The organism is Pseudonocardia sp. Ae331_Ps2 (genome assembly GCF_001932405.1).
GTDB lineage: Bacteria > Actinomycetota > Actinomycetes > Mycobacteriales > Pseudonocardiaceae > Pseudonocardia.
The window spans coordinates 845908-871909 of sequence record NZ_MCIM01000001.1; the positions used below are offsets into that span (position 1 = coordinate 845908).

The 26002-nt window shown below is 76.2% G+C and carries 5 protein-coding genes; 2 read left to right on the forward strand and 3 right to left on the reverse strand.

What is annotated here, in order from left to right:
* Positions 1 to 193: 193 nt before the first annotated feature.
* Positions 194 to 2623: a hypothetical protein gene (locus tag Ae331Ps2_RS04110; RefSeq protein WP_139318947.1), complete on the forward strand. Its 2430-nt coding sequence runs from the start codon at positions 194 to 196 to the stop codon at positions 2621 to 2623.
* Complete coding sequence (locus tag Ae331Ps2_RS04115) at positions 2623 to 2853, forward strand: LuxR C-terminal-related transcriptional regulator (protein WP_075310587.1); 231 nt, start codon at positions 2623 to 2625, stop codon at positions 2851 to 2853. The genes Ae331Ps2_RS04110 and Ae331Ps2_RS04115 overlap by 1 nt, the downstream gene beginning before the upstream one ends.
* 28 nt (positions 2854 to 2881) lie before the next feature.
* On the opposite strand, the gene Ae331Ps2_RS04120 is transcribed toward Ae331Ps2_RS04115, so the two are convergent.
* The 3 genes from Ae331Ps2_RS04120 to Ae331Ps2_RS04130 all read right to left on the reverse strand — a co-directional run bounded on the left by Ae331Ps2_RS04120 (position 2882) and on the right by Ae331Ps2_RS04130 (position 24137).
* Complete coding sequence (locus Ae331Ps2_RS04120; protein WP_075310585.1) at positions 2882 to 5314, reverse strand: right-handed parallel beta-helix repeat-containing protein; 2433 nt, start codon at positions 5312 to 5314, stop codon at positions 2882 to 2884.
* A 154-nt stretch (positions 5315 to 5468) separates the two neighbouring features.
* Positions 5469 to 6077 carry a type VII secretion system-associated protein gene (locus Ae331Ps2_RS31790; protein WP_158071527.1) on the reverse strand — a complete coding sequence of 203 codons (609 nt, stop codon included), beginning with the start codon at positions 6075 to 6077 and terminating at the stop codon, positions 5469 to 5471.
* Positions 6078 to 9350: 3273 nt separating this feature from the next.
* Positions 9351 to 24137 carry a toxin glutamine deamidase domain-containing protein gene (locus Ae331Ps2_RS04130; RefSeq protein WP_075329687.1) on the reverse strand — a complete coding sequence of 4929 codons (14787 nt, stop codon included), beginning with the start codon at positions 24135 to 24137 and terminating at the stop codon, positions 9351 to 9353.
* Positions 24138 to 26002: the final 1865 nt, after the last annotated feature.

The window sequence follows — 26002 nt, forward strand, 5'->3', positions numbered from 1 at the left end:
GCGGCCCCGCAAGCTGCGACGATCATGACATGTAGCGCGGAACGGTACGATCGACCGACGAGGCACGATCCGCACCGCCGCGACCGGCCCCCGGGAAGACCGGGCACCGGCCCGATGTCCGCTCGTCGTCCGCGGTGCGAGGACTCCCCCGTCCTGTCACGCCGTCGTCGACGACCGCCCTGTGGAGGCACCCTTGCCCGTCCCGGACCTTCCGGACGACGGAACCCGCCCGGCCCTCGTGCACGGACCGCCGGGTATCGGGCGCACCGCCCTGCTCGACCGGCTGGGCGCCGGGATCGGGGACCGCGGCGGCGAGGTCCTGCGCCTGCGCTACACCCCCGACGGTCCGGTGATCGACGGGAGCACGGCCGTCCTCGACCGGGTCCCGCCGACGCTGCTGCACCCGGTCGACGGCGCCCGGCACTCCCCCGCCCTCGCCGCCCGGGTGGCGGCACCGATCGCGATGGTGCTCGACCGGCACCGGCTGACCCTGCTCGTCGACGACCTGCATCGCAGCGATCCCGACTCGGTCGCGGTGCTCGCCGCGCTGGTGCCGTCCCTGGCCGAGGCCGGAGTCCGGGCGGTGTTCACCGTCCAGACCCCGGTCCCGGGGTTCCTGCGTCCCTTCGTCCCGGTGGTCCGTGCGCTGCGTCGCGACGGCGTCCTCGACTCGCACCGGCTGCGGCCGCTCGACCGTGCGCAGATCGCGCGCCTGCTGGCCGAGCAGCTGCGCAGCCGTCCGGCACCCGAGCTGGTCGACCTCGTGCTCGCGCGGACGCGGGGGGTGCCGGAGGCGGTGCTGGACCTGTTGGGAAGCCTCTCGGCGGGAGGCCGGGTGGTGATCTCCGACCGGCACGCCTACCTCGGTCCGGGGCAGGGGCCGACCCCCCGTCCGGACGGGCCGCTGCTGCGCCCGGTGCGTCGCCTGGGACCCGCCATGTGGCCGGTCGCGACCGCCGTCGCCCTGCTCGCGCCGCTCGGGCCCGCACTGCCCCGGCTGCTCGCCGCGAGCCTCGACATCGGCGTCGAGCAGGCCCACGACCACCTCGGCGAGCTCGTCGACGCCGGAGTGCTGCACCGTGGCGGGGCGGACGGCGGCTGGCGCTTCCCGGTCCCGCAGGTGGCGGTCGAGCTCGCCGCCTGTCTGGGCCCCTACGAGCGGCGCTGGGTGGCCGTCACCGCCGTCGTCGCGGTGTGGACGGGCGCCGCCCGCGCCGAGGACCCCGACTACCTCACCGACCGGATCGCCGAGGCAGGCGCGCTGCTGGACACCGGCCGGGCCCGGACCGAGCTGGTCCAGCGGGCCACGATCCGTGCCGCCGACGACCCGGGCCGGACGAAGGCCTGGTGGCTGGCCGCCGCGGAACTGTCCTCCGACCGCGCCGACGAGGCGATGGCCCGCTGGATGTACGCCACCAGCTGCTACCGCACCGGTGACTACGCCACCGCCGTCACGACCATCGAGTCCGTCCTGGACGACCTCGGCGACGTCCTGCCCGAGGAGTGGGTGATCGACGCCGGTGCGACGCTGCTCGGCTCGATGCGCAGCCTCGGCGACATCGAGGGGCTCCGCGCCGTCGCCCACGGCCGCCGCGAACTCCCCGGTGACGTGGCCGCCCGGTCCTCGTGGCGGGCGCTGGCCCTGTTCATGCTCGGCCGGTGGCGGGACGCCCTGGAGCTGCTCGACGAGACACGGTGGGCGTGGCGCGGTCCGGGGGCGAACTCCTACCTCGGGGACACGATCTCGATGATGGCCGAGCTGGGTGCGGGACGTCCGGCGACGTTCGAGACGCTGCTCGCCGACCGCGAACTGTGGCCGAAGGACAACTCCGCCCGTCGGCAACTGGCCTTCGTCCAGGGGCTGGTCACACTCCTGCTCCAGCTCAGCGAGGTCGACCGGGCCCGCCGACTGATGGCGAGCGAGGGGCTGACCCCGGAGATGCTGAGCCTGTCCGACCGGGCCTCGCTGGCGTTCCTGGAGGGCCGGACCACCGAGGCGAAGGACCTGGCCCGCCGCTACCGCGTCGGTGGGCTCGTCGTGGGGCACGACGCGGGCCTGGAGCTGACCCAGCAGCACCACGCCTTCCTGCTGCTGGCCCGGGGCGACATCACCCGGGCCCGGGAGTTCCTGGACGAGGCGATCGCGGCGAAGTCGTCGCTGCGACATCTGCTCGCCGCCCCCCGTGCCCTCGCCGACGTCGCCGTCGGGGACCTCGACGAGGCGATGGACCGGCTGCAGAGCTCGGTCGCCGACGCGGAGGAGCGCGGTGTCCTCATCGGGACCGAGGCGACCCACCTCCAGGTGGCGCGCATCGCCATGGCTCGCGGCGACGCCGACGGCGCACGGCGCGTGGGCGGGGCGCTGGAACGTCTGCACGGGATGCTGGGAACCTCGCGGACGGAGCTGTACCTGCTGCTCGTGCGCTCTTTCGTCGACCGCGACGGGGCGACCGTCGAGAGCTGTCTGCGGCTCGCCCGGGAGCGCGGGATCCCCCTCGAACTGGCGACGGTCATCGGCATGCTGGGCGAGCTCGATCTCGTGGGGCCCGACGCCTGTGGGAGTGCTACGACCTCTTCGGGGAGCTCGGCGCGCTGCTGTGCCGCAGCTGGGTCCGCGGCCTGATGACCCGCGCCGGCGTGACCGTGCCGGGCCGGGCCTCGGTCGTGGCGGAGAACGAGCGGCTGCTGGGCCTGCTGGTGGGGCAGGGCTTCGGCAACCGGACGATCGCCACGATCCTCCAGGTCAGCGAGAAGAGTGTGGAGGGCAGGCTGGGCCGGATGTTCGCGCGCGCCGGCTACCGGTCGCGCACCGAGCTCATGACGGCGATGCAGGACCCGGGGTTCTCCGGCTGACCGGTCGAGCCCCGGACCTGCGACGGCCTCAGACGGCGAGTTCGAGGTCATCCACGGTCAGCAGTGTCAGGTCGGCGGGATCCACGGCGCCGCCGGAGCTCAGCCGGGACGCCTGCCGGTCGGCCATCCGCTCGAACACCCGACGGGCGGTGCGCCCGTTGCCGAACGTGCCGTCCTTCGGAATCCGTTCGAAGTAGGCGAGCAGGGCCTGCTCGGCCTCCGGGGCGAGGCGGTAGTCGTGGCGCTCGCACTGGCTGCGCACGATCGTGACCAGCTCGGGGGCGTCGTAGTTGGCGAACTCGATGGTCCGGCTGAAGCGGGACTCCATGCCCGGGTTGGCCTCCAGGAACTGCTGCATCTCCTTCGAGTAGCCGGCGGCGATGACGACGACGTCGTCGCGGTGGTCCTCCATCAGCTTGACCAGGGTGTCGATCGCCTCGCGCCCGAAGTCGGGGCCGGTGCCGCCTCGTCCGCTGGACAGCGTGTAGGCCTCGTCGATGAACAGGACACCGCCCAGCGCGCTGGTGAACGCCTCGGTGGTCTTGATCGCGGTGCCGCCGATGATCTGGGCGACCAGGTCCGCGCGCGCCACCTCGACCAGGTGCCCGGACCGCAGCACCCCGAGGCGGGCGAGGATCTCGCCGTAGAGCCGGGCGACGGTCGTCTTGCCGGTGCCGGGCGCGCCGGCGAACACCAGGTGGCGGGCCATCGGCGGGGCGGACAGCCCGGCGTCGACGCGGCGCTTGGCCATCTTGTTGAGGTTCACCAGCGAGGTGACGTCGGCCTTCACCCCCTCCAGACCGACGAGCGCGTGCAGGGCGTCGAGCGGGTCGTTGGTCGGCCGCCGGGCCGATGTCGCGCCCGGTGCGGGTGCGGCGACCTCCGTGGGGCCGCCGTCGGCCACCGCGGCCTGGCCACCGGACCGGGGCCCCGGCGCGTCCGGGATCCCGTTGGCGAGGCTGGCCAGCCGTTCGACGGTCAGCGACGCCGCGGGGGCCGTGACCCGCAGCCCGGCACCGGCGTTGCCCTGTGCGGTGCAGCCGGTCAGCCGGACCGGTTCGGCCGTGGCGACGACGATCCCGTCCGCTCCCCCGTCGACGGCCCCGCAGCCCTCGAGGGTGCCGCCGGAGCCCGTGCCCAGGCGGAACCCGGCGCCCGGCGCCCCGACGACACAGCAGTGCTGCAGGGTCAGGTCGGCGCCGGTGCCGGCGGTGACGCCGTCGCCGCCGACCGCGGACAGGTCGCCGTCGGCCAGCGACAACGCCGCACCGCCGACGGCCACACCGGACCCGGTGGCGCCGCGCAGGCGCAGCCCGTCGATCTGCGGGCGGGCCCCGTCGGTGACCCGCACCCCGTCGGCGCCCGCGCGTTCGATCTCCACGTTCTCCAGGCGGCCGCGGGCACCACCGGAGACGACCAGGGCACAGGTCCCGGCGTCCAGGACGCGCAGCCGGCGCAGGAACGGGTCGGCGCCGTCGTCGACGACGACACCGGCGCCGGTGTCGCCACTGGTCTCGACGGCGTCGAGCTCGGGGGTGCTGCGCCCGGTCACCCGCAGCCCGTCGCCCTCGGTGGACCCGACGGTGCATCCGGTGGCGGTGCCCGAGGCCCGGCCGGTCCACAGCAGCCCGGCCCCGGTGGCGGCGCGCACGGTCAGCGCGCGCAGCTGCGGGCGGCAGGCCTGGTCGACGTGCACGCCGACGGCGCCGCACGGCCCGATCTCGGCGCCGTCGACCTGCACCGCGGCACTGCTCGCGAAGTACAGCCCGGCCCCGGCGGTGTCGGTGACCCGCAGGTCGGAAGCGGTGAGCGCACCCTCCTGCTCGACGGCGACGGCCGGCTTGCCCGCCGCGGACACCGACGTCCCCGAGAGCGTGAGCCGGCCCCGCTCGTGGACGAACACGCCGTTGCCGGCGGGGTTCTCGATCCGGGTCGCGGCGAGGTCCAGCACGCCGTCGCCGGCCACCACGACCGCGGTGGTGCCGACGTCGGTGATGCGGCACAGCGACACGGTGCTGCCCACCGGGGAGCTGACGACGACCCCCGCGCCCGTCGGGGCGGTCAGCGTGCAGTCGCGGGCGTGCACCGCGCCGTCGTCGCGGGCGAGCACCGCCGACCAGCCCGCGCCGGTGACCGCGCACTCGCTCAGCTGCAGCGCCCCGCTGGTCACCAGCACCGCCGCGACCACCCCCTCGGCGCCCGCCACGGTGATGCCGGACAGCTGCGCGGTCGCCGACGGCGGCCCGGCCAGCACCACCGCGACCCCCTCGCGAGGGGCGATCCGGACGGTGCCCGGGCCCTCCTCGGCGAGGATCGTCACGGCCTGCCGCAGGACGAGGGGCTCGGTGTAGGTTCCCGGCGCCACGCTGATGACGGCACCCTCGGGTGCCGCGGCCACGGCGTCGGCGAGGCTGCGGTGCCCGGTACCGCCCATCGGCGAGACGGCCAGTGCCGCGCTCATCGCGGCACCGGTCCCGTACGGCGTCGCGGCTCCATCGCGCCCCTTCGGCAGAGTCGGTTCCGGCGGTCCTCCCCTGTCTAGTGCGGGCCCCGGCACCGCGGAGCGACGACGGGACCCCACGCGCGCGCCACGGGGGAGATCCCCCGCGAACCGGTCACCCGGTGGGGGCCCCGCCCACGAGCGAGCGCAGCCTCGCGGCCGGGATCAGCGCAGGGGCGGGCGAGTCGGGGTTGACCACGATGTCGACGCCCTCGGTGGGGAGGGCGGCGGCCAGCTCCGCGGCGGTGGTCTCGCGCCAGGACGCGACGCCGGTGACCCGGTCGCGGTGCGCGGCGGCGGTGACGACGGGGACGACTCCCCCGCCGGGTGCCGCCCGGACGACCGCGACGCCGTTCTCGTCGAGAGCGACGCCGAGCCGGGCCTCGACCAGCACCGTGTCGAGCAGCTCCATGGTCTCGTCCTCGGGGCGCAGGCCGTCCTCCCGGTCGAGGGCCAGGATCTGCAGGACGGCGTCGACGGGGTCGGTCGGTGACCCGGGGTCCGACGGGACGTAGTCGGGGTTGCTCTGGAACCCCTCGATCCCGCCGTCGGCGCGCAGGATCCAGGCCCCCACCACCTGGGCCGGCCCGGGATCGGGCTGCCCGGGGGTCGGCCGCCAGCCCGGGTCGATGAGGTAGGCGATCTGGTCCTCGGCCGTGTCGGGGACCTCGGGCTCGGCGGGCCCGCCATCCGGGGTGGGCGTGTGGCCGGGGGAGGTGCTCATGGACAGCGCTCCGTTCGGGGGGCGGTTCGTGGTGTCAGCGGGCGGGCGGCCGGGGCGCTGCCACGCGTGGGTCGGGACGCCCCAGGTCCCGGATCGCGTCCACGTGCCGCGCACCGGGTGCCGTCCTTGCCGTGGGCCACACGCCCGGCCGTCGCGGGGCCGACCGGATCTCCGGCAGGTCCCACATCGACAGCACGGCGGGAGCCTACGGCGTCGGGGGTGTCCGGGCGGACTGACCGCTGTGCCCGGCCCGGACGGCGTCGTCCTCGTGGGCCGACCGGACGGGCTCGCGAGTGGACACGTCGCCGTCGACGTCCCAGCTCGGAACCGCCTCGGAGACCCAGCTCTCGTGAGCCGGCGGGACCGCGGGGCCGGGTGGCACGCCAGGACCGTCGGCGGGGGCGGGGTCACGCGGGGGGTCCCCTCGCATTGGGAGGGGGCTGTCGGAACGGGTGCCGGTCCGGGCCAGCTCGGCGTCGTAGTTCCCCTTGGCCGACCACCAGGCCTCGGCGGCGGCCCGCTCGCGCTCCGCGGCGGCCGACTGGTCGTTCGCGGCGGCATCGGCCCCGGTGCCCCTCTCCGCGGCCCGCAGCTCCGACCGGGCCCGGCCCCACTCCCGGTCCCTGACACCCAGCTGGTGCACCGCGTCCACGAGCGCGGCGGGCAGGCTCTCGCCGCGGTCGGTGCGCCGGACCACGTACCCCTGGTCGAGGTCGACGTCGACGACGCCGGTCCGCCGGCCGGAGCCGAGCGGCACGGACCGGGGCTCGGCGACCACCCTGAACCGGGTCCCGTGCGTGTGGAGGGTGCTGATCGGGCTCACGTCACCCGGCCCGCGTGCGGGGCGTTCGGTGCCGCCCGAGGAGGTCGCGCCGCGCTGCTCGTGCTCGGCCCCGGCCGCGCCCAGCGGCTCCAGGCCCAGCGCCCAGCCCGAGGCCTGGCCGAACGGCTGCCGCCCCTCGGAGTAGGTGTTCGACTCGGGCGGGTGCGGGACCCCGCCGGACACGACGGGCATGGCACCGACGAGGTGCTCGCTGGCGGACCCGTACTCGACGTGCTCCGCGCCGGTCCGGGCGGTGGAGCCACCCAGCCGGATGCGGTCGCTGGCCCCCACCAGCTCGCCGGTGTCGGGGAGCACGGCGTGCAGGGTCAGGTCGAAGCCGGAGCTGGTGGGGACGACCAGGGGCATCCCGTGCTCGAGCTGTTCGCGGGCCGAGGCCGTCAACCGGCTCGGGGTCAGGTCCGCCTGCAGGGCACGGGTGGTCGCCGCGGTGACCGTCCCGCCGCCCTCACGGACGGCCTGCTCGGCGGCCCGGACGAGGTCGCCGGTGTCGCCGGCGAAGTCGACGGCCCGGGCACGGGCGGGATCGGCGGGCAGCGCGGCCGCGTCCGCGGACCGCCAGGCCGCCAGCGCGTCCGGCCGGGCCTCGTCCGCCGACCGGATCGTGGTCCGCGAGGCCGGGACCTGCCGGTGGGCCTGCGGCATACGACCGGCCAGCGTGTCCTCGACCAGGGACCGGAGCTCGACCGTCCGGACCGCGGGGGCAGCGGCGATCCGCTCACCGTGCCGCTCGATCCGCACGTCGAACAGGACCTCTGCACGGTGTGCCGCCAGGACCCCCGACGCCGTCTCCGAGGATTGCCGGGCCGTCGCCCACTCCTCGACCGTCTGCCGGGTCTGGGCCAGCCACTCCCCGACGTAGGCCAGCCCCAGACCGGCCGCGAGGTACGGGGCACCATGTCGAGCGGTACCCGCCTCGGTCGAGGGGACGAACATCCCGCCCGGCACCACGGTCATGATGACCTCGGCCAGGACCCGGCGCAGGGTGCGCGCGGCGGTCCGGGTGAACGTGGAGACCGTCGTCGTCGTGAGCTCGCCGTGGGTCACGCCCAGCGGCTCGGGCGGTGCGAGCAGCTCGGCTCCGACGCGCAGGTCGTAGGTCCGGCCGCTGAGCCGGTCCTCCAACCTCAGCGCGATACCCACCCCGTCGGCCATCGCGTCACGCAACGAGCCCTGCAGGGCCGACAGCAGGGTGTGCGCCTCGCGGTGGCCGTCGTGCGGGGTCGTCACGGCCGAGGACGAGAGCAGTCGTTCGGCCCGCTCCGGCCCGAGCCGGTGCACCAGCTGCTCGCGCAGCAGCGGGAGAGTGTCGCTGAGGTCGACCGGCTGCAGGACGCCGCCCACCCGGTCCGGCGCCGGCAGCGACCGCCCCTCGGGCACCGGTTCGACCGCCGGACGCGACGAGGCGGCCAGGATCGACCCGCCGGGGGTGTGGTCCAGGACCAGCTCCGGCAGGCGGGGCGGTCCGGTCTCCGCGGCGCGGAGGGCGTCCTCCTCCGCCTGCAGGGTCCGGATCGCGTGGAGCTGCTCGTCCGTCACCAGGGCGTGCACTGCTCCCGGCAGCGTGAAGCGCTCCGCGGAGCGTCCCACCGGGGACCGCCCGAACACCTCCCATCGGTCGAGGTTGCCCCGGCGGCTCGCCTCGGCGGCGACGGTGGAGCCCAGGTCGGCCCGGATCAGGTGCAGTGCCCGGGGCTCACCGGAGATCGTGCGTGTGGTCTGCGCGGCAGCACTCTCCCCGTCCCGGAAGGACTGCGAGCCACCCCACAGGCCGATCTCGCCGAGGAACAGGCCGATCGCGTTGCCGGCACCGCCACCGATGGCGCCCGGGTCGCCCGTGGCGAGGTACGCCGGTTCGATCGAGTTCGTCAGCGACCAGCCGCTCCCGGCCTCGCGGGCCAGGACGCTGCCGCCGGTGATCGCCCCCGAGGGCTGCTCCCACACCGTGTCCAGCACCTGAGGTTCGCGGAGGGAGAACGAGACCGCCGCCGCTGCCTGGGTGTCGGCCCGGCGACGCGCCCAGCCGAGCCCGTCCAGGTGCACCGGCCGGGAGAACAGGTGCGGGTCGCCGCGCAGCGCGCTCTGCGAGAGCGCGGTGTCGATCAGGCCGGAGTTCGCTCCGTCGGCGAACCCGAGGGCCGGGTCACCGGAGGCGTCGACGGTCTGGTCGCGCACCGAGGTCCGGACGTGTTCGAGGCCGTGCACCGACAGCAGCCGGATCCCGTCGAGCTCGCGGGACGTGCCCCGGCGCAGCGCCGGGTCCCCGTTCAGCGCGATCCCGGGGAGGGCGGTGCGGTCGGTCGGTACGACGGTGCGCTCCAGCTCGGCGCGCACGGCGGCGGCATCGGACCCGGCGGGCAGTTCGAGCACGACGTCGGCGACGACCGTCCCCGGCGCACGTCCGGCCTCCGCGGCTCCGGGATCGACGATGGTCAGGTCCTGACGGGTCGGGACCCCGAGGCCGGAACCGCCGACGGTGACCCCCCGGACCAGGGCGTTGGGCCGGGACCAGTGGTGCCCGGTGACGGTGTACTCGACCCGGGCCCGGTACCGGTGCAGGGGCTCGGGCACCGGCGCGCCGTCGGCGTCGAGCCGGGGGCCGCGGGCCCCCCCCCGACGTCGGACCCGGTGGTGTGCCTGATCGTCGTCGAGGTGGAACGGTGGTACCCGAGCTTGCTGTAGAAGGTGGCCAGTGCGAGGTTCCCGGCAAGCTGCGAGTACACCCGGCCGACGACTCCCCCGGTGACCGACCAGCCCCGCTTCGCGGTGTGCTCGCCGCTACCGGTCTCGCCGATCCGCGTGGTCGAGGGGCGCTCCGGGGCGGGGCCCAGGTCGACCAGCTCGCCGTCGAGCCGGGCCGAGACCCGCAGCGCGACGTGGTAGTCGTGGCCGCGGCCGGGTTCGGGGGTGAGCTCGACGGTGAGCGGCCCGTCCACGAGCAGGTCCGGGGTGATGCGGGGCAGCCGGTCCGCCGACACCGCCGCCTCGACCGCGTCCGTGCGGCCGAGTTCGCGCTCGTGGCGGTCGGAGATCCCGCCGCTCAGCCGGGTGTCGTCGAAAGAGGTGGCGAAGGTCGAGTCCCGCCACGACCACCGGTGGTGGCCCGGCAGCAACGCCACCGAGTCCCGCATGATCGCGGCGAGCTTCTCGCTCGTCGCCTGCGGCTCGGGAGACGCCGACGGGCCTCCCGGGAGGCCGTCCGCCGTGGGGAGGACGCCGGTGCCGGCCGCCTCCTCCGGGGTTGTCCAGTGCTGCGCGGTGAGCGCACGGTCGAAGGTGATCGGCGCCTGGCCCGGGAGGCGGGCCTCCAGGTCGTAGACCGTGCGGTAGCGCACGACCGGGCCCGTCCGGTCCTGCGTCGACTCGTGGGTGGTCGTGCGGTCGTGGGCGTGGGAGGTCTCGGCCGAGCGGCCGCCCGCCCCGAGCGGACCGGCCGCCGCGGTGACCAGGCCGACGTCGACGCCCGCTCCGGCCCCGAGTGAGCCCTCGCCCGCCCGGCTCGCCCGGGTGCCGCCGGCGGCCGTCGCGGCGCCCTTCGTCGTGGTGGACCAGCTCGCTCCCTCGATGGTCTCCAGGTACTCGACCTCCCGGGCGACCGCCCGCAGCTGGAGCCTGCGGCCGTGCGAGCTGAACAGCGAGAGCAGCGGGTTGCTCTTGGGGAGCAACGACACCGAGTCCACCCAGCCGGCGCCGCTGCCGGCCTGGCGCGGGCCGACCGCCATCCGTGGCAGCTGCGAGGCGAGGCCGTCCGCGCTCAGCGCCGTCCGCAGCGCACGCAGGGTGTGGGGGTTCGCCGACCCGATGTGCTCGGCCAGCTGTCGCGCCACGTCCGGCGTCCGCTCCGGGGTGGCGGGCAGTGCCGTCCGCTGGTGCCGTCCGGGCGTCGAGGAGTCCAGGTGCGCGCCCTCCACCAACGACGGAGGCAGGGTCGGCGGCAGCGGCACCGTCGTCCCGGTGCTGCGGAGCCCGACAGGCACGGTCATCCCGGCCGAGACCCGGGGGTCACCGGGACGGTCCCCGACCGTCGTCGTCGGGCCGATCGGGTCGCCTGCGGCGTCGACCCTGGTGAGGCTGAAGCGCAGCGGCACCTCGACCGTACGCATGCCCCGGAACCCGGTGCCGCCCTCGGGCCGCTCGGGCAGCGTCACCGAGATCGCGACCTGCTCGGACTCCGAGCGGACGGCCGTGCGGTGCGTCGACGCCCCGGTCGGCAGGGTCACCCCACCGAGGCCGAACAGACCGGGGACCGCCGGGACGAAGAGGAACCAACGGGTCATCGGCGACCGCGACGACGACGTCGCCGCCGAGGAGCCCCGGTGGGACTCACGGGACGCGCCTGCGGGCTCGGGTGAGCCACCGTGGACCGGGGTCGCCGCCGACCAGTCCGGGGCCACGGTGACGAGGACCTTCTCCCGGCCGACCCGCACGATGCGGCCGTCGAGCAGGGCACCCACGTCGTCCCGGACGGCGTGCCGCAGGGAGGCGAGATCGTTGTCGGCGGGCGGGCGCGGCAACAGTGCGGCGGCCACCGTGACGACGTGGTCGACGCCCGTGGTCGGACCGCTCTGGGTCGCTGGGGCCAGGGTGTTGCCCGGGGCGGGGGCGTAGGCCGGCTCGGGCGTGGGAGCAGCTTCGGGTGCGGGGGTGGGTTCCGGGGCGGCGTCGGTGGGCACGACGTCGGTGGGCACGCCGTCGGTGGGCACGCCGTCGGTGGGCACGCCGTCGGTGGATACGCCGTCGGTGGATACGCCGTCGGCCGGCGCGGGATCGTGCAGCCGCAGCAGGTTGCCGTCGCGGCCCGTCGCGACGGCCGAGACGACCACGCCGGCGCCCGGCTCCCGCCGCACCGCGGCGACGACGCCGCCGTCGGACGGAGTCAGCACGACCACGGCTCCCCGGCTGTGGATCATCGACACCGTCTCGGTCCGTCCCGTGGCCGGGTCATGCATCCGGACCAGCGCCGAGCTGCCGTCACCGCCGTGGACCAGGCCGTTGTGGACCTGCACCCAGGCGGCGACGCCGGTGCCGATCTCCGCCAGCGGGGCGCCGAACGTCTGCTCGACCGCATCCGCGGCGGGCTCGGCGACGACCTCCCGTGGGCGTCCACGCCACAGGTCGTGCAGCGCCAGGTGCCCGTCGAGACCGCTGCCCGCCAACTCCTCCCACGCCCCACGATGCAGCGCGAACCGGTCCGTCCGGTCGGTGGTGAACGGGAGCAGATCGCGCACCAGGTTGCGCATCTCGGCCAGTGAGACGGTCGCCCGGGCGAGCGTGTCGACGTCGAAGGGGAGCGGAGAGGTCCGCCGCCGCCACGCGTCGTAGGCGTCCAGCAACGCCGTGCGGTAGGCCTCGTTCCCGTGGTACGCCGCGCGGTCCCGCGCGGTCGCCGCGGCATCGCCGGACGCGGTCGGGTGGTCCGGGGCGGTCGGCTCCGGACGATCGTCCCGGACGACGGGGAGACCCAGCTCCCTCAGCACGTTCTGGATCGCTGCCCACTGGTGGTTGCCCGGCACCAGCCGATCCCGGGCCGTCGGCGTGGTGACCGACGGAAGCGGCCTGCTCGGCAGCTGTGGCCCGCCGAACAGGGCGTCGAGGCGTGCCAGATCGGCCTCGGTGTACACCAGGATGCCGTCGGGGCCCATCAAGGCGCCGTACGTGACGGTCCCGCCGACGGCCGCGGCGTTCCCGTGCGGGCCGTACCTGTCCGGCAGGCCGAACACGTGGGAGAGCTCGTGCGCCGCGACGGCGGACCCCATCGCCTTCAGGCTGCGGATCTGGTCCAGCTGCCAGCGCTCCTGGTGCGACGTGGGCGACTGCCCGCGAACCCACGGCACGTCCTCCACCACGACGACCTGATGCTCGGGGCGGGTGGGCGAGAGATCGAGACTCAGGTGCAGCTGGTCCCCGCCGGGAAGCCGGTAGCGGTAGTTGAGCAGCTCCAGCTGTTCGACGGCCAACGCAGTGGCCTCGGCGACCGCGGCCGGGTCACCCACCAGCCGCACTGCGGCGGTGAGCTCACGGACGAAGTGCCCGGGGAACACCTCGTAGCGGCGCACCTCCACCGGCGCGAGGTCGGCGAACCGGGAGATGCCGACGTCCCGTTCACCGGGCGGGAGCACCGTGATGGCGTCGGCCCGCACGAGGGTCACCGGTGCCGCGGCCCGCTGGGCGTCCCAGACGACGTCGCGGCGGTGCAGCTGCTCGGAGTCCGCCGCAGGCTCGTGCCCCTGCTGCCACCGGGGGCCGGTGCGGTGCAGCGGCTCCGCGCGCCCGGAGCGGGCGGCCGGAACCGCGTCCACGGGGGGCGCCTCGGGCACCGATGGCCCGGGCACGAACGGTTCCGGCTCGTCGGCCGGGACGGCCCGCACACGGTCGCCCGTGCTGGTGACCCCTACCGCCGTGAGGCGCGCATCGTCGGGGACGACGACGTGCTCGGCGAGGACGACGCCGCCGTCGGACGGAGTCAGTACGAGCACGTCACCCTCGACCTGCAGCAGGGAGAGCGTCTCGACGCGCCCGTCGCCGGGGTGCTCGATCCGGACCAGCCCGGAGCCGCCGTGGCCACCGCCGTGCAGCGCGTCGGCGAACCGGGCCCACGCGTCCGGGCCGGTGCCGATCTCGACCGGCGGGAACCCGAACGTCCGCTCGATCTCGTCCCGGACGTTCCTCCGACCCCGGTCGCTCTCGGTCGGAGCCCGGGTGCCGACCGGATCGGGGGTCGCGGCCGGTGCGGGCGTCGCGCCAGAGTCCGGCGTGGCGCGGGGGCGGCCCCACCAGAGATCGTGCACCGCCAGGTGCCCGTCGAGACCGGATCCCCGCAGCTGTCGCCAGATCGGCTCGTGCAGCCCGAACACGGCCGTCGGGTCGTCGGCGAACGGGGGCCGCGGAACGGACCGGTGGTCTGTCCGGGGGAAGACCAACGGCACGCCGTCGGCGCCGGTCCCGACCGCCTCGACCCGGCCCAGGTAGCTCAGGTGGTCGGCGGTGGCCGGGACGACGTCGCCGGTGCGCAGCTCGACGAGCTGCACCGTGCCGCCGTCGTTGAGCAGGTTCCAGTGGGTCGGCCCGATCAGCCGGGGGTGTCCCTCTCCGGTCGGTGGAACGGCGGGGTCGCGCTCGAACGCGCCCCAGACCACCGCGTCGGCGCCCGGCCCGGCGGCCCGGACGGTGTCGATGACCGCGCCGAGCGCGGCCGGACCGGTGCCGACCGCGGTCCACGGAGCGCCGAAGGTCCGTTCCAGAATCCGACGGGTACCGACGGGCCCGGACGGCTCCTCGCGCGGGGCGTGCGGCTGCCCGTGCCAGGCCTCGTGCAGCTCGGCGGCGGCGGTGGGACGGGATCCGGAGTAGGTCCAGGCCAGGTCGTCCACCGTCCGGGGCGCCGACGACGTCGTCGTGGCGGAGCCCACCGCGCCGGGATCGAGGACGACGAACGGCGGCACGGTCGGGCTCTGCGTTCCGGACCCACCGGGTTCGGTCGGGTCGCCGGGGCGATCCCCCTGGGGCAAGGAGGACCCGGCGGGGCCGGACCGGTCCGCCGCGGGGTCCGCGACGGCGGGCTCCGGCCGAGGGGTCGGCTCCGGGGTCGGCTCCGGGGTCGGCGCGGTCTCCGGCACGGCCGAGTGGCTGGGCAGCGGCAGCGGCGCCCGACCGCCGGTGACCGCGGCGGCGCGCACCTCGCGGACGGCGGGCAGACCGTCCGGCCCGACCCGCGTCGCGGTACCGGCCCGCGGATCGACGAGCCACTGGGTGTCCCCGTCCTGGAGCAGCACCCAGATGGCGGGAACCGTGCGCGGTCCCCGGCCGGTCTCCCGGGCGGCTTCCACGACGGCCGAGGCGCCGTGTCCCGCGCCCCGGACGGCCGCGGACACCGCGGCCCACGCGTCCGCGCCCACCCCGACGGTGGTCAGCTCGGTGCCGAGTCCCGCGGCGACGACGTCTTCCGCCACGCGGCCGTGGTCCGAGTCGGGTAGCCGGGGAGTCCCGTGCCAGGTCTCCACGACGGCCACGGCGGCGTCCGCGGGGTCGCCCTGCAGCAGGTGTGCCCAGCGGTCCGGCGTCACGAACGGCTGCGGCCGACCGTCCCGGTCGGTGATCGCGGCGGCGAGACGTCCCTCGGCGGTGTGGCCGTTGCGGTCGGCGTGCTCGACCGCGGCGCGGGCCAGCTCGGTCGGCGACGGCGGTACCGGGAGGCCCTGCTCGCGCCAGCGCTGGTAGATCTCGAACGAGTCGTCCCGGCTGGAGCGCAGCCCACGGCCGTCCAGGGCGACGCGGATGGCGTCCATCTGCGGTCGCGTCGGCGTCTCCGGTGCCCGGAAGGGCTGGTGCACGACCGTCCCGGGGTCTCCCGGGGCCGTGCTCCTCCCCGACCGGGTGGGCGCCGGGGGCTCGTCGTCCTCGGGGATCGTGCCCAGCCGCCGCGCGCGGGGCGGCAGCGGCGCGGGCGCCACCGGACGCTGCTGCACCCACTGGGCGGCGCGGCGGTCCAGCTCGGTCTTGGCCTCGGCCCACTCGCGGGCGGCGTCGGCGTAGCGTTCGCCGGCCACGCGGAGGTCGGTCGCGATGCGGCCGGTCGCCTCACCACGCAGGCTCTCCAGCCGACGGCGGTCCTCCGCGGGCGTGTCCAGCCAGAGCTCGTCGTAGCGGTGCTGGACCGCGACGAGCTCCGTGTCGGCGGCGCGCCAGGCGTCGGCGCGCACCTTCTCGTCGGTCATCGCGGCACGCACCTCGGCCGGCATCGGCCCCAGCAGCGCCTCGGCGTCGCGTTCGCCGATGAACAGGCGCAGGTCCCCGCCCCGGACCGTGCCCGTGATGTCCAGGTCGGCGCGACCGGGCCGGGTGAGGACCGCCCCGACCTCGTAGCGGTAGGAGCCGCCGAGGATGCGGACCGAGCCGCCGAGCTTGGTCTCGTGCTCGCGTCCGGTCAGTGGGAGCTGCATGGACCGGTTGCTGGCCGACGACTGTCCCTGGGCGTCGCCGCGCAGGTCGCCGCGGGACTCGTCGACGGTACGGCCGTCCCCGACCAGGCCACTCCGGACACCGCTGGAGACCTCGCTGTAGGGACCGGCGACCGTCGAGGTCATGGAGTTGGACTCCGCACCGACCCCGAGCTGGGCCGACACGGCCTCGGTGTGCAGCGACTCGGGCACGATGCGCAGCCGCGGCGTCAGCGTGGAGCCGGGCAGGCTCGGGTGCGCGACCGGCGGCAGGTCGGTCGGGCCGTCCAGCAGCAGCGGGATCCAGGGGTCGAGGTACTCGGGGGTGAACATCGCGTCGAGGGCGTGGTGGGCGGGCGCCCCCGGGGCCGTCCAGGCCCGAGGGACGTCCGCGGCCCGCAACGCCTGCTGCAACGCGGTCCGGGCGCGCTGCGCGTCGCCGCGGATGTTGCCGAGGACGGTCTCCGGGTCGACCGCCGCCGCCGGACGCATCTGGTTCGGCGGCGGGACCGCAGGGTCGGGCAGGGTGGACAGGAACGACGCCGGGACCCGCTGACGCAGGGTGAACGGCACCGAGGCCAGCGACGGGGTGGTCGTCCCGTCCCGGGACACCGACAGCTCCAGATGTCCGTCGCGGCCGAGGATCGCGGTCGGGCCGTCGGACCCCAGCCAGCGCCAGCCGCGGTAGGTGTGGGCCGTCGCGTCGGGGCGGTGGCTCGTCGACGACCAGGATGCGCCCCCGGCGGCGAGCCCGCCGCCGTAGTGCGGGCTCCCGTCGACGGAGCCCTCCCGGCCCCCCGCGCTGCCACCGATGTCGGCGCTCGGCCCGGACGACACCGCGGTCACACTCATCCGCTGGTCGCTGAGGTACTGCTCGACCTTGGGCGCGTGCCCGTCGTGGACGACCCGCTCCACCCGCGCGGCGTCCGGCGCCGGGTCGGGCACGAACCGCAGGGTCCCGGTCAGGTCGTGGTGGCCGACCACACCGCCGCGGGAGCCGGTGAAGGTCAGGCCGTTGCCGGCCAGGCTGTCCTGCATGCCCTTCAGGTCCGAGGCGGTGAACCCGCGCTGCGGATCGGTGAACCGCTCGGTCACGGTGCGGATGTCGGCCTCCGACAGCACCCCGTCGAAGTGCGCGGGGATCTTCGCCGCCAGGTCGGCGAGGGGTCCGGCGACGCCCTCGTCCATGGCCCAGCCGAGGCCGCCCACCGGCGACGCGGCGCGCAGCCGCGACGGCACCTGCAGCGGCACGTCGGCCGTGTCCGGACGCGGCAGCTCCGGGGGCAGCAGGCCCCAGTCCCGCAGCTGTGCCTCACCCGCGGACACGTAGACCTGCCGGGGCAGGTTCACGTAGCGGGTCGCGGTCCGCTCGGTGGGCGTGCGGAACAGGTCCAGCGCCCGGTTGGTGGCCGTCGTGCGCGCCGTCGCCTTGAACACCCCGTCCATCACGACGACGTAGGAACGGCTGCTGCCCAGGTCGTGGAACGTCTCGCTGGCCCCCGACGTACCGCGCGAGCGGCCCGCCCGGTGCGACGCCCGGTAGCCGCCGTGCACGCCCCCCGATCCGGTCGGGTGCCCGTTCGCGGCGGCGATGTCCTGTGCCGTCAGCGCCGTGTCGTTGGCCTCGACGCCTGCGGTCCCGGTGACGGTGTGCGTGCGGTTGCTGCTGCCCGACGCCAGGCCACCGCTGAAGACGACCTCGCTGCGGGAGCGGTCGACGGGTGGTGCGTGGTCCACCGACAGGATCCGCGGGCGGAACAGCATCAGCTCGCCCTCCCCCGTGCCGCGCTGGTCGAACAGGCGACCCTTGTGCACGAAGACCGGTGTCCCGATCCCCTTCTGCGTCACGGTGCGGTCGTTGGCGATCCGCTCCGGGCCGAAGGTCATGTCGAGGGCGCGGCCGTCGTCGGTGCCGGACCGGGCGAGCACCCCGGCCCCGGTCGTGGCGTCGAAGGCCTGCTCCATCGCCGCGCGGCGGGCGGCCGCCCCGCCGACCCAGGTGAGGATCGTGTCGGGTCGCAGGGTCGGGGCGAGGTTGGTCCTGTTCCGTCCGATCGGGGTCGCCGTCGGTGCGCCCGGCATCGGGACGCGCTGCAGACGCGACGGCGTCCCCGGCTGCAGCATCTCCTCCTTCAGCACGTCGAGGGCGAACGGCTCGGCGACGGGCGGCTCGGCGACGTCGGGCACCGGGGTCCGTTCGACGGCCTGCAGGCCCGGCCGGCCGATGCCGGTGACCCGGCCGAACGCGTTGGTGACGGAGAACCTCTCCGCCGTGACGCGGTAGGTGTTGAGTCCGGTGACGCGGTGCGCGTCGCCGCCGGGGCCTCCGACGCTGCGCCGGCCGGTGACGGTGCCGACCGCGTTCCCGGCGTCGCCGCCGTGGGCGTAGCCGGCACGGGCCGTCCCGCCCAGGTACATCGGGCCGACGTCGAAGCTCAGGCCGAACCGGGCGCCGAAGCCGGCGTCGAACGCGCTGGCCGCGCTCGCCGTGGACTCCGTGCGGTGGCCGGCGCTGCTCTTCGCGGCGACGCCGGCCCGCGGTCCCTCGTCGACGACGCCGGACATCTCCGCGTCGACGCGGACGTGCAGATACTCGGTGTGCCGCACGCCGTCCCGGGCGAACAGCAGGTGCACGCCGCCGTCGTGGAGCTGGTCCGCCGTCGCACCGAGGACGGCGTGGGTGGTCTGGTGGTCGAGCATCCGCCAGCTCTCGCCGAAGCCCTCGACGGTGCCGGCCTTCGACGCGGTGCGGTGTGCCCCGTCGTGGTCGACCAGCGAGGCCATGCCGCCCTCCTCGGAGGCGGCGATCCGCTCGATCCGCTCCCGCAGCCGGGCCGGGGCGTCGCCGAGGGAGTGCACGTGGGCGCGACCGATGCCGCGGCCCGCAGCGAGGTAGGGCGGCAGGGTGTCGGTGCGGGCCGAGCGGGGGGCGTCGCGGATCTCGTCGGGCACCGGGAGACCCGCGTCGCGGGCGTTGTGCGGGTCGTCGGCGAGCAGCGTCTCGACCGGCACCCGCACCGGCGGGGCGGTCTCGCTCGTCGAACCCCAGGCGACCTTCATCTCCAGGTCGAAGTCGACGTCGAAGGCCTGCAGGCGGGTCTGGTCGACGTTGCGCCGGGAGGCGCTGATGTGGTTGGCGGACCACCCGCGGCGGTGGCTCCAGCCCGCACCGACATAGGGACCCAGGTTCAGGAACAGGAACTTCGGGGCGACCCGCCAGCCGCCGCGCAGCTCACCGGACACACCTCGGCCCCGGCTGCGGCCGGACTCGACGCCCCAGTCGATGCGCTGGGACAGCGGCGTCTTGCCGGCGATCGGGCCGCGCCACGACCCGGCCCTGGGGACCAGCCGGGCCATGACGTACGCCGACCGGCCACCGCCCACGCTCAGCTCGTCGGACTTCATCCAGCCGCCGGTCAGCCGCTGGAAGTGGTGGGTGAGGGTGTTGTCGGACAGGAAGTGGGCAAGCCGGTTGTGTCCCGGCGTCCCGGGCCTGACCAGCTCCGGAGGGAGCTGGCCGGCCAGCCGGGCCAGTGCTGCGTCGACGCCGGGGGTGCGGATGTCGAGGACCGTGGCGTTGGACAGTGCGGGGCCGGCGGTGCCGTCGAGCCGGGCGGGGACGCGCCCGCCGGACCGGCGGTCGGCGGTGTCGAACCAGCCGCTCGCGGTGCCGGCGAGGGTACGTGGGCCCGGTCCGACGAGGGCCCCGGTGTCGTCGCGCAGCGTCACGGTGAACCGCACCGGGACGTCGCCGGCCGGGGGGTGCTTGCCGTCGTAGCCGATGTCGACGTTCACGGTCTTGCGTGTGCGGTGGTGCACGGTGTCGCTGCCGCCGAGGGTGACCCCGCCGCCACCGAAGCCGGTGATGGAGCCGCCGGTGCCGACCACCGGGACCGACAGGCCGGAGGTGTGGGCGAGGCCCTCGACGTAGGTGGCGGTGCCCCGGCGGATCTGCTCGGTGCCGTCGGTCGCGGCCGGGGCGTCGGGGCCGCGGACCGGGCCGGGCCGGGCCGGGTCCTGGTCGATCGCGACGACGGCCTCGAAGACGCGGCCCCCGACCCGGACGTCGAACGGCAGGCCGCTGTGCAGCGCCTCCGGCCGGGCACGCAGCATCTCGTCGAGCTGCTCGGCCACCGCCGGTTCCCGACGGCGGTGGCGGCCGGGGACCATCTCGTCGATCAGCTCGGCGACGGCGCGGCGCTGGTCGGCCCCGACGGTCCGCACACGCAGCAGCCGGTCGGGCCCCGGGCCGGCGGTGCGGGTCGCCGATCCCGTCCCGGCGGGCCCGGCGCCGCGCCGGGGGCCGGGGTCCGGGCCCGTCCAGGGGGCCAGGACGTCGTCGTCGAACCGGTAGCGGCCCGACTCCAGGTCGTCGCGCAGCGCGCGCACCGCGTTCGGGTCGCGGGGCGCGTCGAGGTCCACCAGACCCCGGGTCTCCAGGTACCCGTGCAGACGGCCGGCGACGAAGCCGTCCTCGGCCAGGCGCGGGGAGCCCAGCAGCGCACCGAGGAACGGGGACCCGGGCGGGGCGACCATCAACCCGGTGGGCGGCGTTCCCGAGCCGTCGTCGGGGCGGGTGAGCAGGGGGAACAGCGGCTCGCCGTCGGTGAGACCGCGGGGCATCAGCGGCATCACCTCCGGCAGCGGCTCCAGGGTGTCCGGGAGGACACCGGGCTCGGCCCAGATGCCCCCGTCGCGGTGCAGGACGGCGACGGCGACGTCGGCGCCGGCCCGGTCGAGGTCGTCGGTGAGCAGGCGGCTGAGGATGCGGTCCGAGGCGCGGGTTCCGGCGGGGAACTCGGTGGCGACGTCGCGGACGGTGAACCCGCGTCGGTCCAGGCTGACCCGCGCGGTCTCGGTGAGTCGTCCCGCGTCGGTCCAGACGTGCACGGCGGCGGGGTCACCGGTCCGCTGCGCCCACGCGGCCAGCGACCGCAGGCTCCGGGAGTCGAGCCGGCCGTTCAGCAGGGGGACGTGCACCCGGCGCGGGACGTCGGCGAGGTGACGCCCCTGCGGGTCGCCCATCACGGTGCGCCGGACCGGCTGGTCGACGAGCGCCTGCACCCCGCGCGACGGGGGCGGGACGACGCCGTCGGGCGCGTCGACGGCGGACCGGGCGGTGACCCGGACCCCGCCCTCGACGTCGGCGAGCAGGCCGCGCAGGTACACGGCGGCCGCGGTGGCGCGGGCGTGGCCGGTGGCGCGACGGTGCGCGACGTCGTCGCGCGGGCGGCCCGCCCGGTCGGTGTCGGCGTCGCCCAGCTGCCGGCGCACGGCGCCGAGGAGCCGGTCGGCGTGGTGTCCGATGCCGTCGCCGACGAGCTGTAGGCGGGGCGGCGGCAGCCCCAGGGCGCGGGCCAGGCGGGCCCGTTCGCGGACCTGTTCGGCGATGCTCTGCAGCTCGCGTCGGGCGGCGGCGTCCAGGCGGGTGGCGCCGCTGCGGAACGGCACGTCGTGCACCGAGTCCACGGCGGTGACGTCGGAGGTGTCGTGTCCCAGCACCGCGACGCGGTGCTCGGCCGGGGACGCCCCGGGCGACGGCGGCCGCACCGTCCCGGTGGCGACGATCCGGAAGTCGCGCTCCGCGAGCCCGTCGGTCCCGCCGTCGGCGATCCGTGCGCGCAGGCGGGCCCGGGCGATCGCCTCGACCGCGCGGGCCCGGTCGAGGCCGGTCCGCTCCGCAGCGGTGCGGTCGGCCCACGCCCGGGACGCCGACCGGGAGCCGTTGCCGTGCCCGGTCACCGTCAGGGCGGGAGTGGGACGGCCCTCGTTGCGGGCCGCGACGACGTCGTCGATCCACCGGTCGGTGGCGGCCTGCACGGCGACCCGCCCGGTCGGGTCCACGCGGTGGTCACCCTCGCCGAACGCGACGGTGAGCCGGGTCGCGTCGTCGGGCCCGTGAGCGGTGTCGGTGTCGTACGCGGAGTCGGTGTCGTACGCGGAGTCGGTGTCGTACGCGGAGTCGGTGTCGTACGCGGAGTCGTACGGGTGCTCCGAGCCGGGTGTGCTGTCGCGGTCGCCGGACGGGACCGGGCCCCAGTCGAAGGAGTCCGGCGCGATCGGTTCCCCGTCGGGACCGCGGCGCGCTGCCGGGCTCCCCGCGACCGGCGGTGCGGCGCTCCTGGACCCCGGCAGCGGCAGATCGTGGGTGGGGGCCTGGCGCGCGACCTGGTCGATCCGGGCCAGGTCGGCGTCGGTGAGCAGCGTGCTGCGCCAGTCCGTGCCCATCACGCCGGTCGCGTCGACGGCCCCGCCGAGGACGGCACCGGGGACCCGGTAACGGTCGGGCAGACCCACGCGGTGCAGCAGCTCGTGGAACGTGCGGCCGACCGCGAGTGCGGGGTCGTCGCCGCGCTCGAGGTGCTCCAGCCGCCAGTGCAGCGACGTCGAGTTCGCCCCGGTGTAGTCCGGTTCGGAGGTCACCAGGACGCGGTTCGCGTCGGCACGCGTGGACGGCTCGATGCGCAGGTGCAGCTGGTCGCCGCCGGGCAGCTCGTAGCGGCCGTCGACGTGCTCGCGCAGCGCCTGTGCGGCCAGGTCCGTGGCGCGGGCGACGTGTGCGGGGTCCCCGACCAGGTGCAGCGGCAGGGTCAGCTCGCGCACCCAGCGTCCCGGCTCGACCTCGATCCGGCGTACGTCGACGGTCACCGGGTTGCCCTGCGGGGTCAGGGTGCCGTCCGGCTGCCGCAGCACGCGGACGAGCTCGGTGTGCGCGGTCCCGGACGGCGCGTCGCCGCGGCGTGCCTCCCACTGCGCGGGCAGCAGCGGGTCCGGCAGCTGCGGGGCGGCGGCCGTGGTCCCGTCCGTGTGCCACAACGGGCCCGGCCGCCACGACCGGGTGGGGGCGGGCGGCCCGGTCGTGGTGTCCGGGCCGTCGCCGGGCGGGCCGGTCTCGGGGCGGGCCCCCGCTCCCGGGGAGCTCGCAGCGGCCCCGGACGCGTCGTCGGAGGCGAACCGGATCGGGGCCGCATCCGGATCGGCGCCCACGGCGAACACCCGGCCGGTCCGCGGGATCGAGTCGGGACCGGCGACGGCGGCCGTACCGGTCCGCGGGTCGACGATCCAGACGGTGCCCTCGTGGTTGACCAGGTTCCAGACACGGCGCACCGGCCCGACCCACTCGTCGCGGCCGTAGGAACGACGGGGGTCGGCTGCCGCCGGATAGGCGTGGACGATCGCGTCGGCCCCGTGGCCGGCGTGGCGGACCCGGTCGACGACGGTGGTGAACGCCGCCGGCCCGTCCCCGACCGGGGCCAGCCGGGCACCGAAGGCGTTCTCGACCTCGGCGACGGCCGCCGGGACCCGGGTGGGGTCGGTGCCTGGGGAGACCGTCGGCCTCCCCCGCCAGGTCTCGTGGGCGGCGACCCCGGCGCCGAGGCTCTCGCCGCGCACGGCACGGGCCCAGGTCCCCGGGGCGGCGAACGGCGTCGCCTCGATCGTCTCCTGTACGCGCAGTGCCTCCGCCGCGGCGTAGGCGTTCCGGCTCGCCGCACCGATCTCACGGATGCCGGTCAGCACGTCCTGGCGGCCGGCGAAGGGCGACCCGCCGACGTGCAGGGAGCGCGGCCCCTCCTGGCGCATCTCCCCGACGGCGGCGGGCGGGTCCAGGCGGGGGGTGCCGTTCGCGGCGCGGTTGTGGTCGAGCTCCGGCAGCACCGTGTGGATGCCCAGTGCCTCGTCGGGACCCACCCGGCGCCGGTGCGGGTCGTCGCCGAACCCGCCGTACAACCAGTCGCGCAGGGTCGCGGTGCTCCGCTCGGTGTCGTCTCTCCAGCGTGGCGGGAGCCGTCGGTCGAGCAGGCCGGCGTCGGGGTCACCGCGCCCCTCGCCCGTGTCCACCGCACGGAACGTCGAGGCGAACCGGTCCATCACCGTGGCCGAGTGGCGGCGCAGCCAGGCCGCGCCCTCCGGGCCGGTCCCCTCGACGACGTGGTCGGGGAAGTGCCGCAGGTTGAACGCGGAGAAGTTCTTGGTCAGCGACACCCCGGCATTGGCGTGCAGATGCTGTGCCATGGCCGCGAACTGCAGGTACAGCGCGGCGACGGTGCCGTGCACGGCCGCCCGGGTCGCGGCCCAGGTGTGCGGCGCCCGACCGGCGAACGCCGGGTCCGTCGCCATCTCCTCGGCCAGCCGCCGTCCCAGGTCCAACCCGTCCGCCAGGTGCAGGCGCGCCGCGCGGGCCGGGAACACGTCGACCGCTGCCGGACGACCGGACAACCACGTCAGCAGGTCGGCGAGACCCGCGACGGCGGTCCCGGCGGTGTAGTGGGGCGACACCGCCACGCCGACGCCCCCCCGTCGTCGGTTCGACCCGGACGCCGTCGGCATCGGGCGAGAGCCGGTACTCGGGCGAGGGGAAGATGGTGGAGAGCGGCGTGGACCCGGTCATGGCCGCCAGCCGGTTCAGCACCCCGTCCAGGGCCGCCGTGCTCTCCTCGACGGGGATCCGGTCGACGTCGCCGTCGAGGAGGCGAGCCGGCTCGGTGATCAGCTCCAGCGTCATCCCCGCCGGGCCGATCTCGGCCACCGCGGTCAGCGCCGCGGAGCCGGCGAGCTCGTCGCCGGAGGAGACGTACTCCTCGAGGTTGACCAGCCGGTGGCGCAGGAACTCCGCCTCCACACCGATCGCGTGGGCCCCGGGTCCGTCGCCGGCCCGGTCCGGGTTCGCGACGGCCGCGGCCAGCGACCAGTCGCCGCCGCGCGGCATCGGCTCGCCGCGCCCGCGCCACTGCGTGTACGCCTCGCGCACCTCGTCCGGGCCGGACGGGCGGTCGTAGACCTGCAGGGCCCGGCCGATCGCCGCGGCCTGGGCGTCGGTGGGCACCTCGGGCACCGACGGGTGCGGCACGGCCGGGGGCGGCGGCGCATCGCTCGGCGGCGGAGGGGCAGCACGTGTCGGTGCGGGCGGCGGGACGTCCCGGGCCGGCGCAGGGACCGGCGGGGCCGGGCGGTCCGGAGGGGGTGGCGGGGCCGGACGCACGGGCGGGGGCGGGACGGCATCGTCGCGGCCGGTACCGGGGCTCACCCATTCACGGACGCGGCGGTCGAGGTCGGTCTTGGCCCGTGCCCAGGCCCGGGCCGCCTCCTCGAACCGGGTGGCGGCGGCCCGGCGGTCGGCGTCGATCGCCGCGATCTCGGTGGCTCGGTCCCGGGCGAGGGTCGCGCGACCGCGGGGACCGGCGTCGAGCCACAGCTGGTCGTTGCGACGCTGCAGCTCCACCAGGGCGGCGTCGGCGGTCCGCCACTCCCCGGCGCGGGCCTTCTCCTGCTCCATCGCGGTGCGCACCGTCTCGGGCATCGGGCCGAGCAGGTCCGCGGCGTGCCGTTCGGCCAGGAAGAGCTGCATCCCGCGGCCGGTCACCGTCGGCACCGTGAACGTCTGCGGCGCCCGGCCCGGCCGGTTCAGCTCCAGGTCGACCCGGTACTCGAACCGGCCGCCGAGCAGCCGGACGGGATCACCGAGCTTCGTCTCGTGCTCGCGGGCGGCCAACGGGGCCTGACCGCCGCGGTTGCTGGTCGCGGCGCCCGCCGCACCCTCGGCGCGCGCGTCACCGCGGCTGCTGCCGACGTCACGGCCCTCGCCGATGACCGAGCCGACGACGTCACCGGAGTGGCTCTGCGACGAGGCGGTCTGGTTCCCGATGTGGAGGTTGGACTCGGCGCCGAGGGTCAGCGCAGCGGACACCCCGTCGGTGTGCAGGGACGACGGGGTCACCGAGATCCGCGGGGTCAGCGTCACCCCCACCTGCGTGGGGTGCACGACCGGCGGGAACGTCGCCGGGCCCTTCAGCATCGACGGGATCCAGGAGTCCAGGTGCTCGGGCGAGAACAGCACGTCGAGCTGGTGGCGGCCCGGTTCGCCGGGCCGGCGGAACGCGTCCGGCACGTCCACCGTCGCGAGGTGGTCCTGCACAGCGCGGCTGATCGCGACGCCGTCAGTGCGGACGGTGCCCATCGTCGTGTCCGGGTCGATCCGCGGCGCGTCACCGCCGGGGGCGGCGGGGCGGGTCTGGTCCGGCGGCGGCTGCGGAAGGTCCGGCAGCGAGGACAGGAAGGCCGCGGGTACGCGGTGCCGGAGCGTGAACGGCGCCGACGTCGGCCCGGGGATGGTCTCGCCGTCGCGGGCGACGGTCAGCGCGAGGCGACCG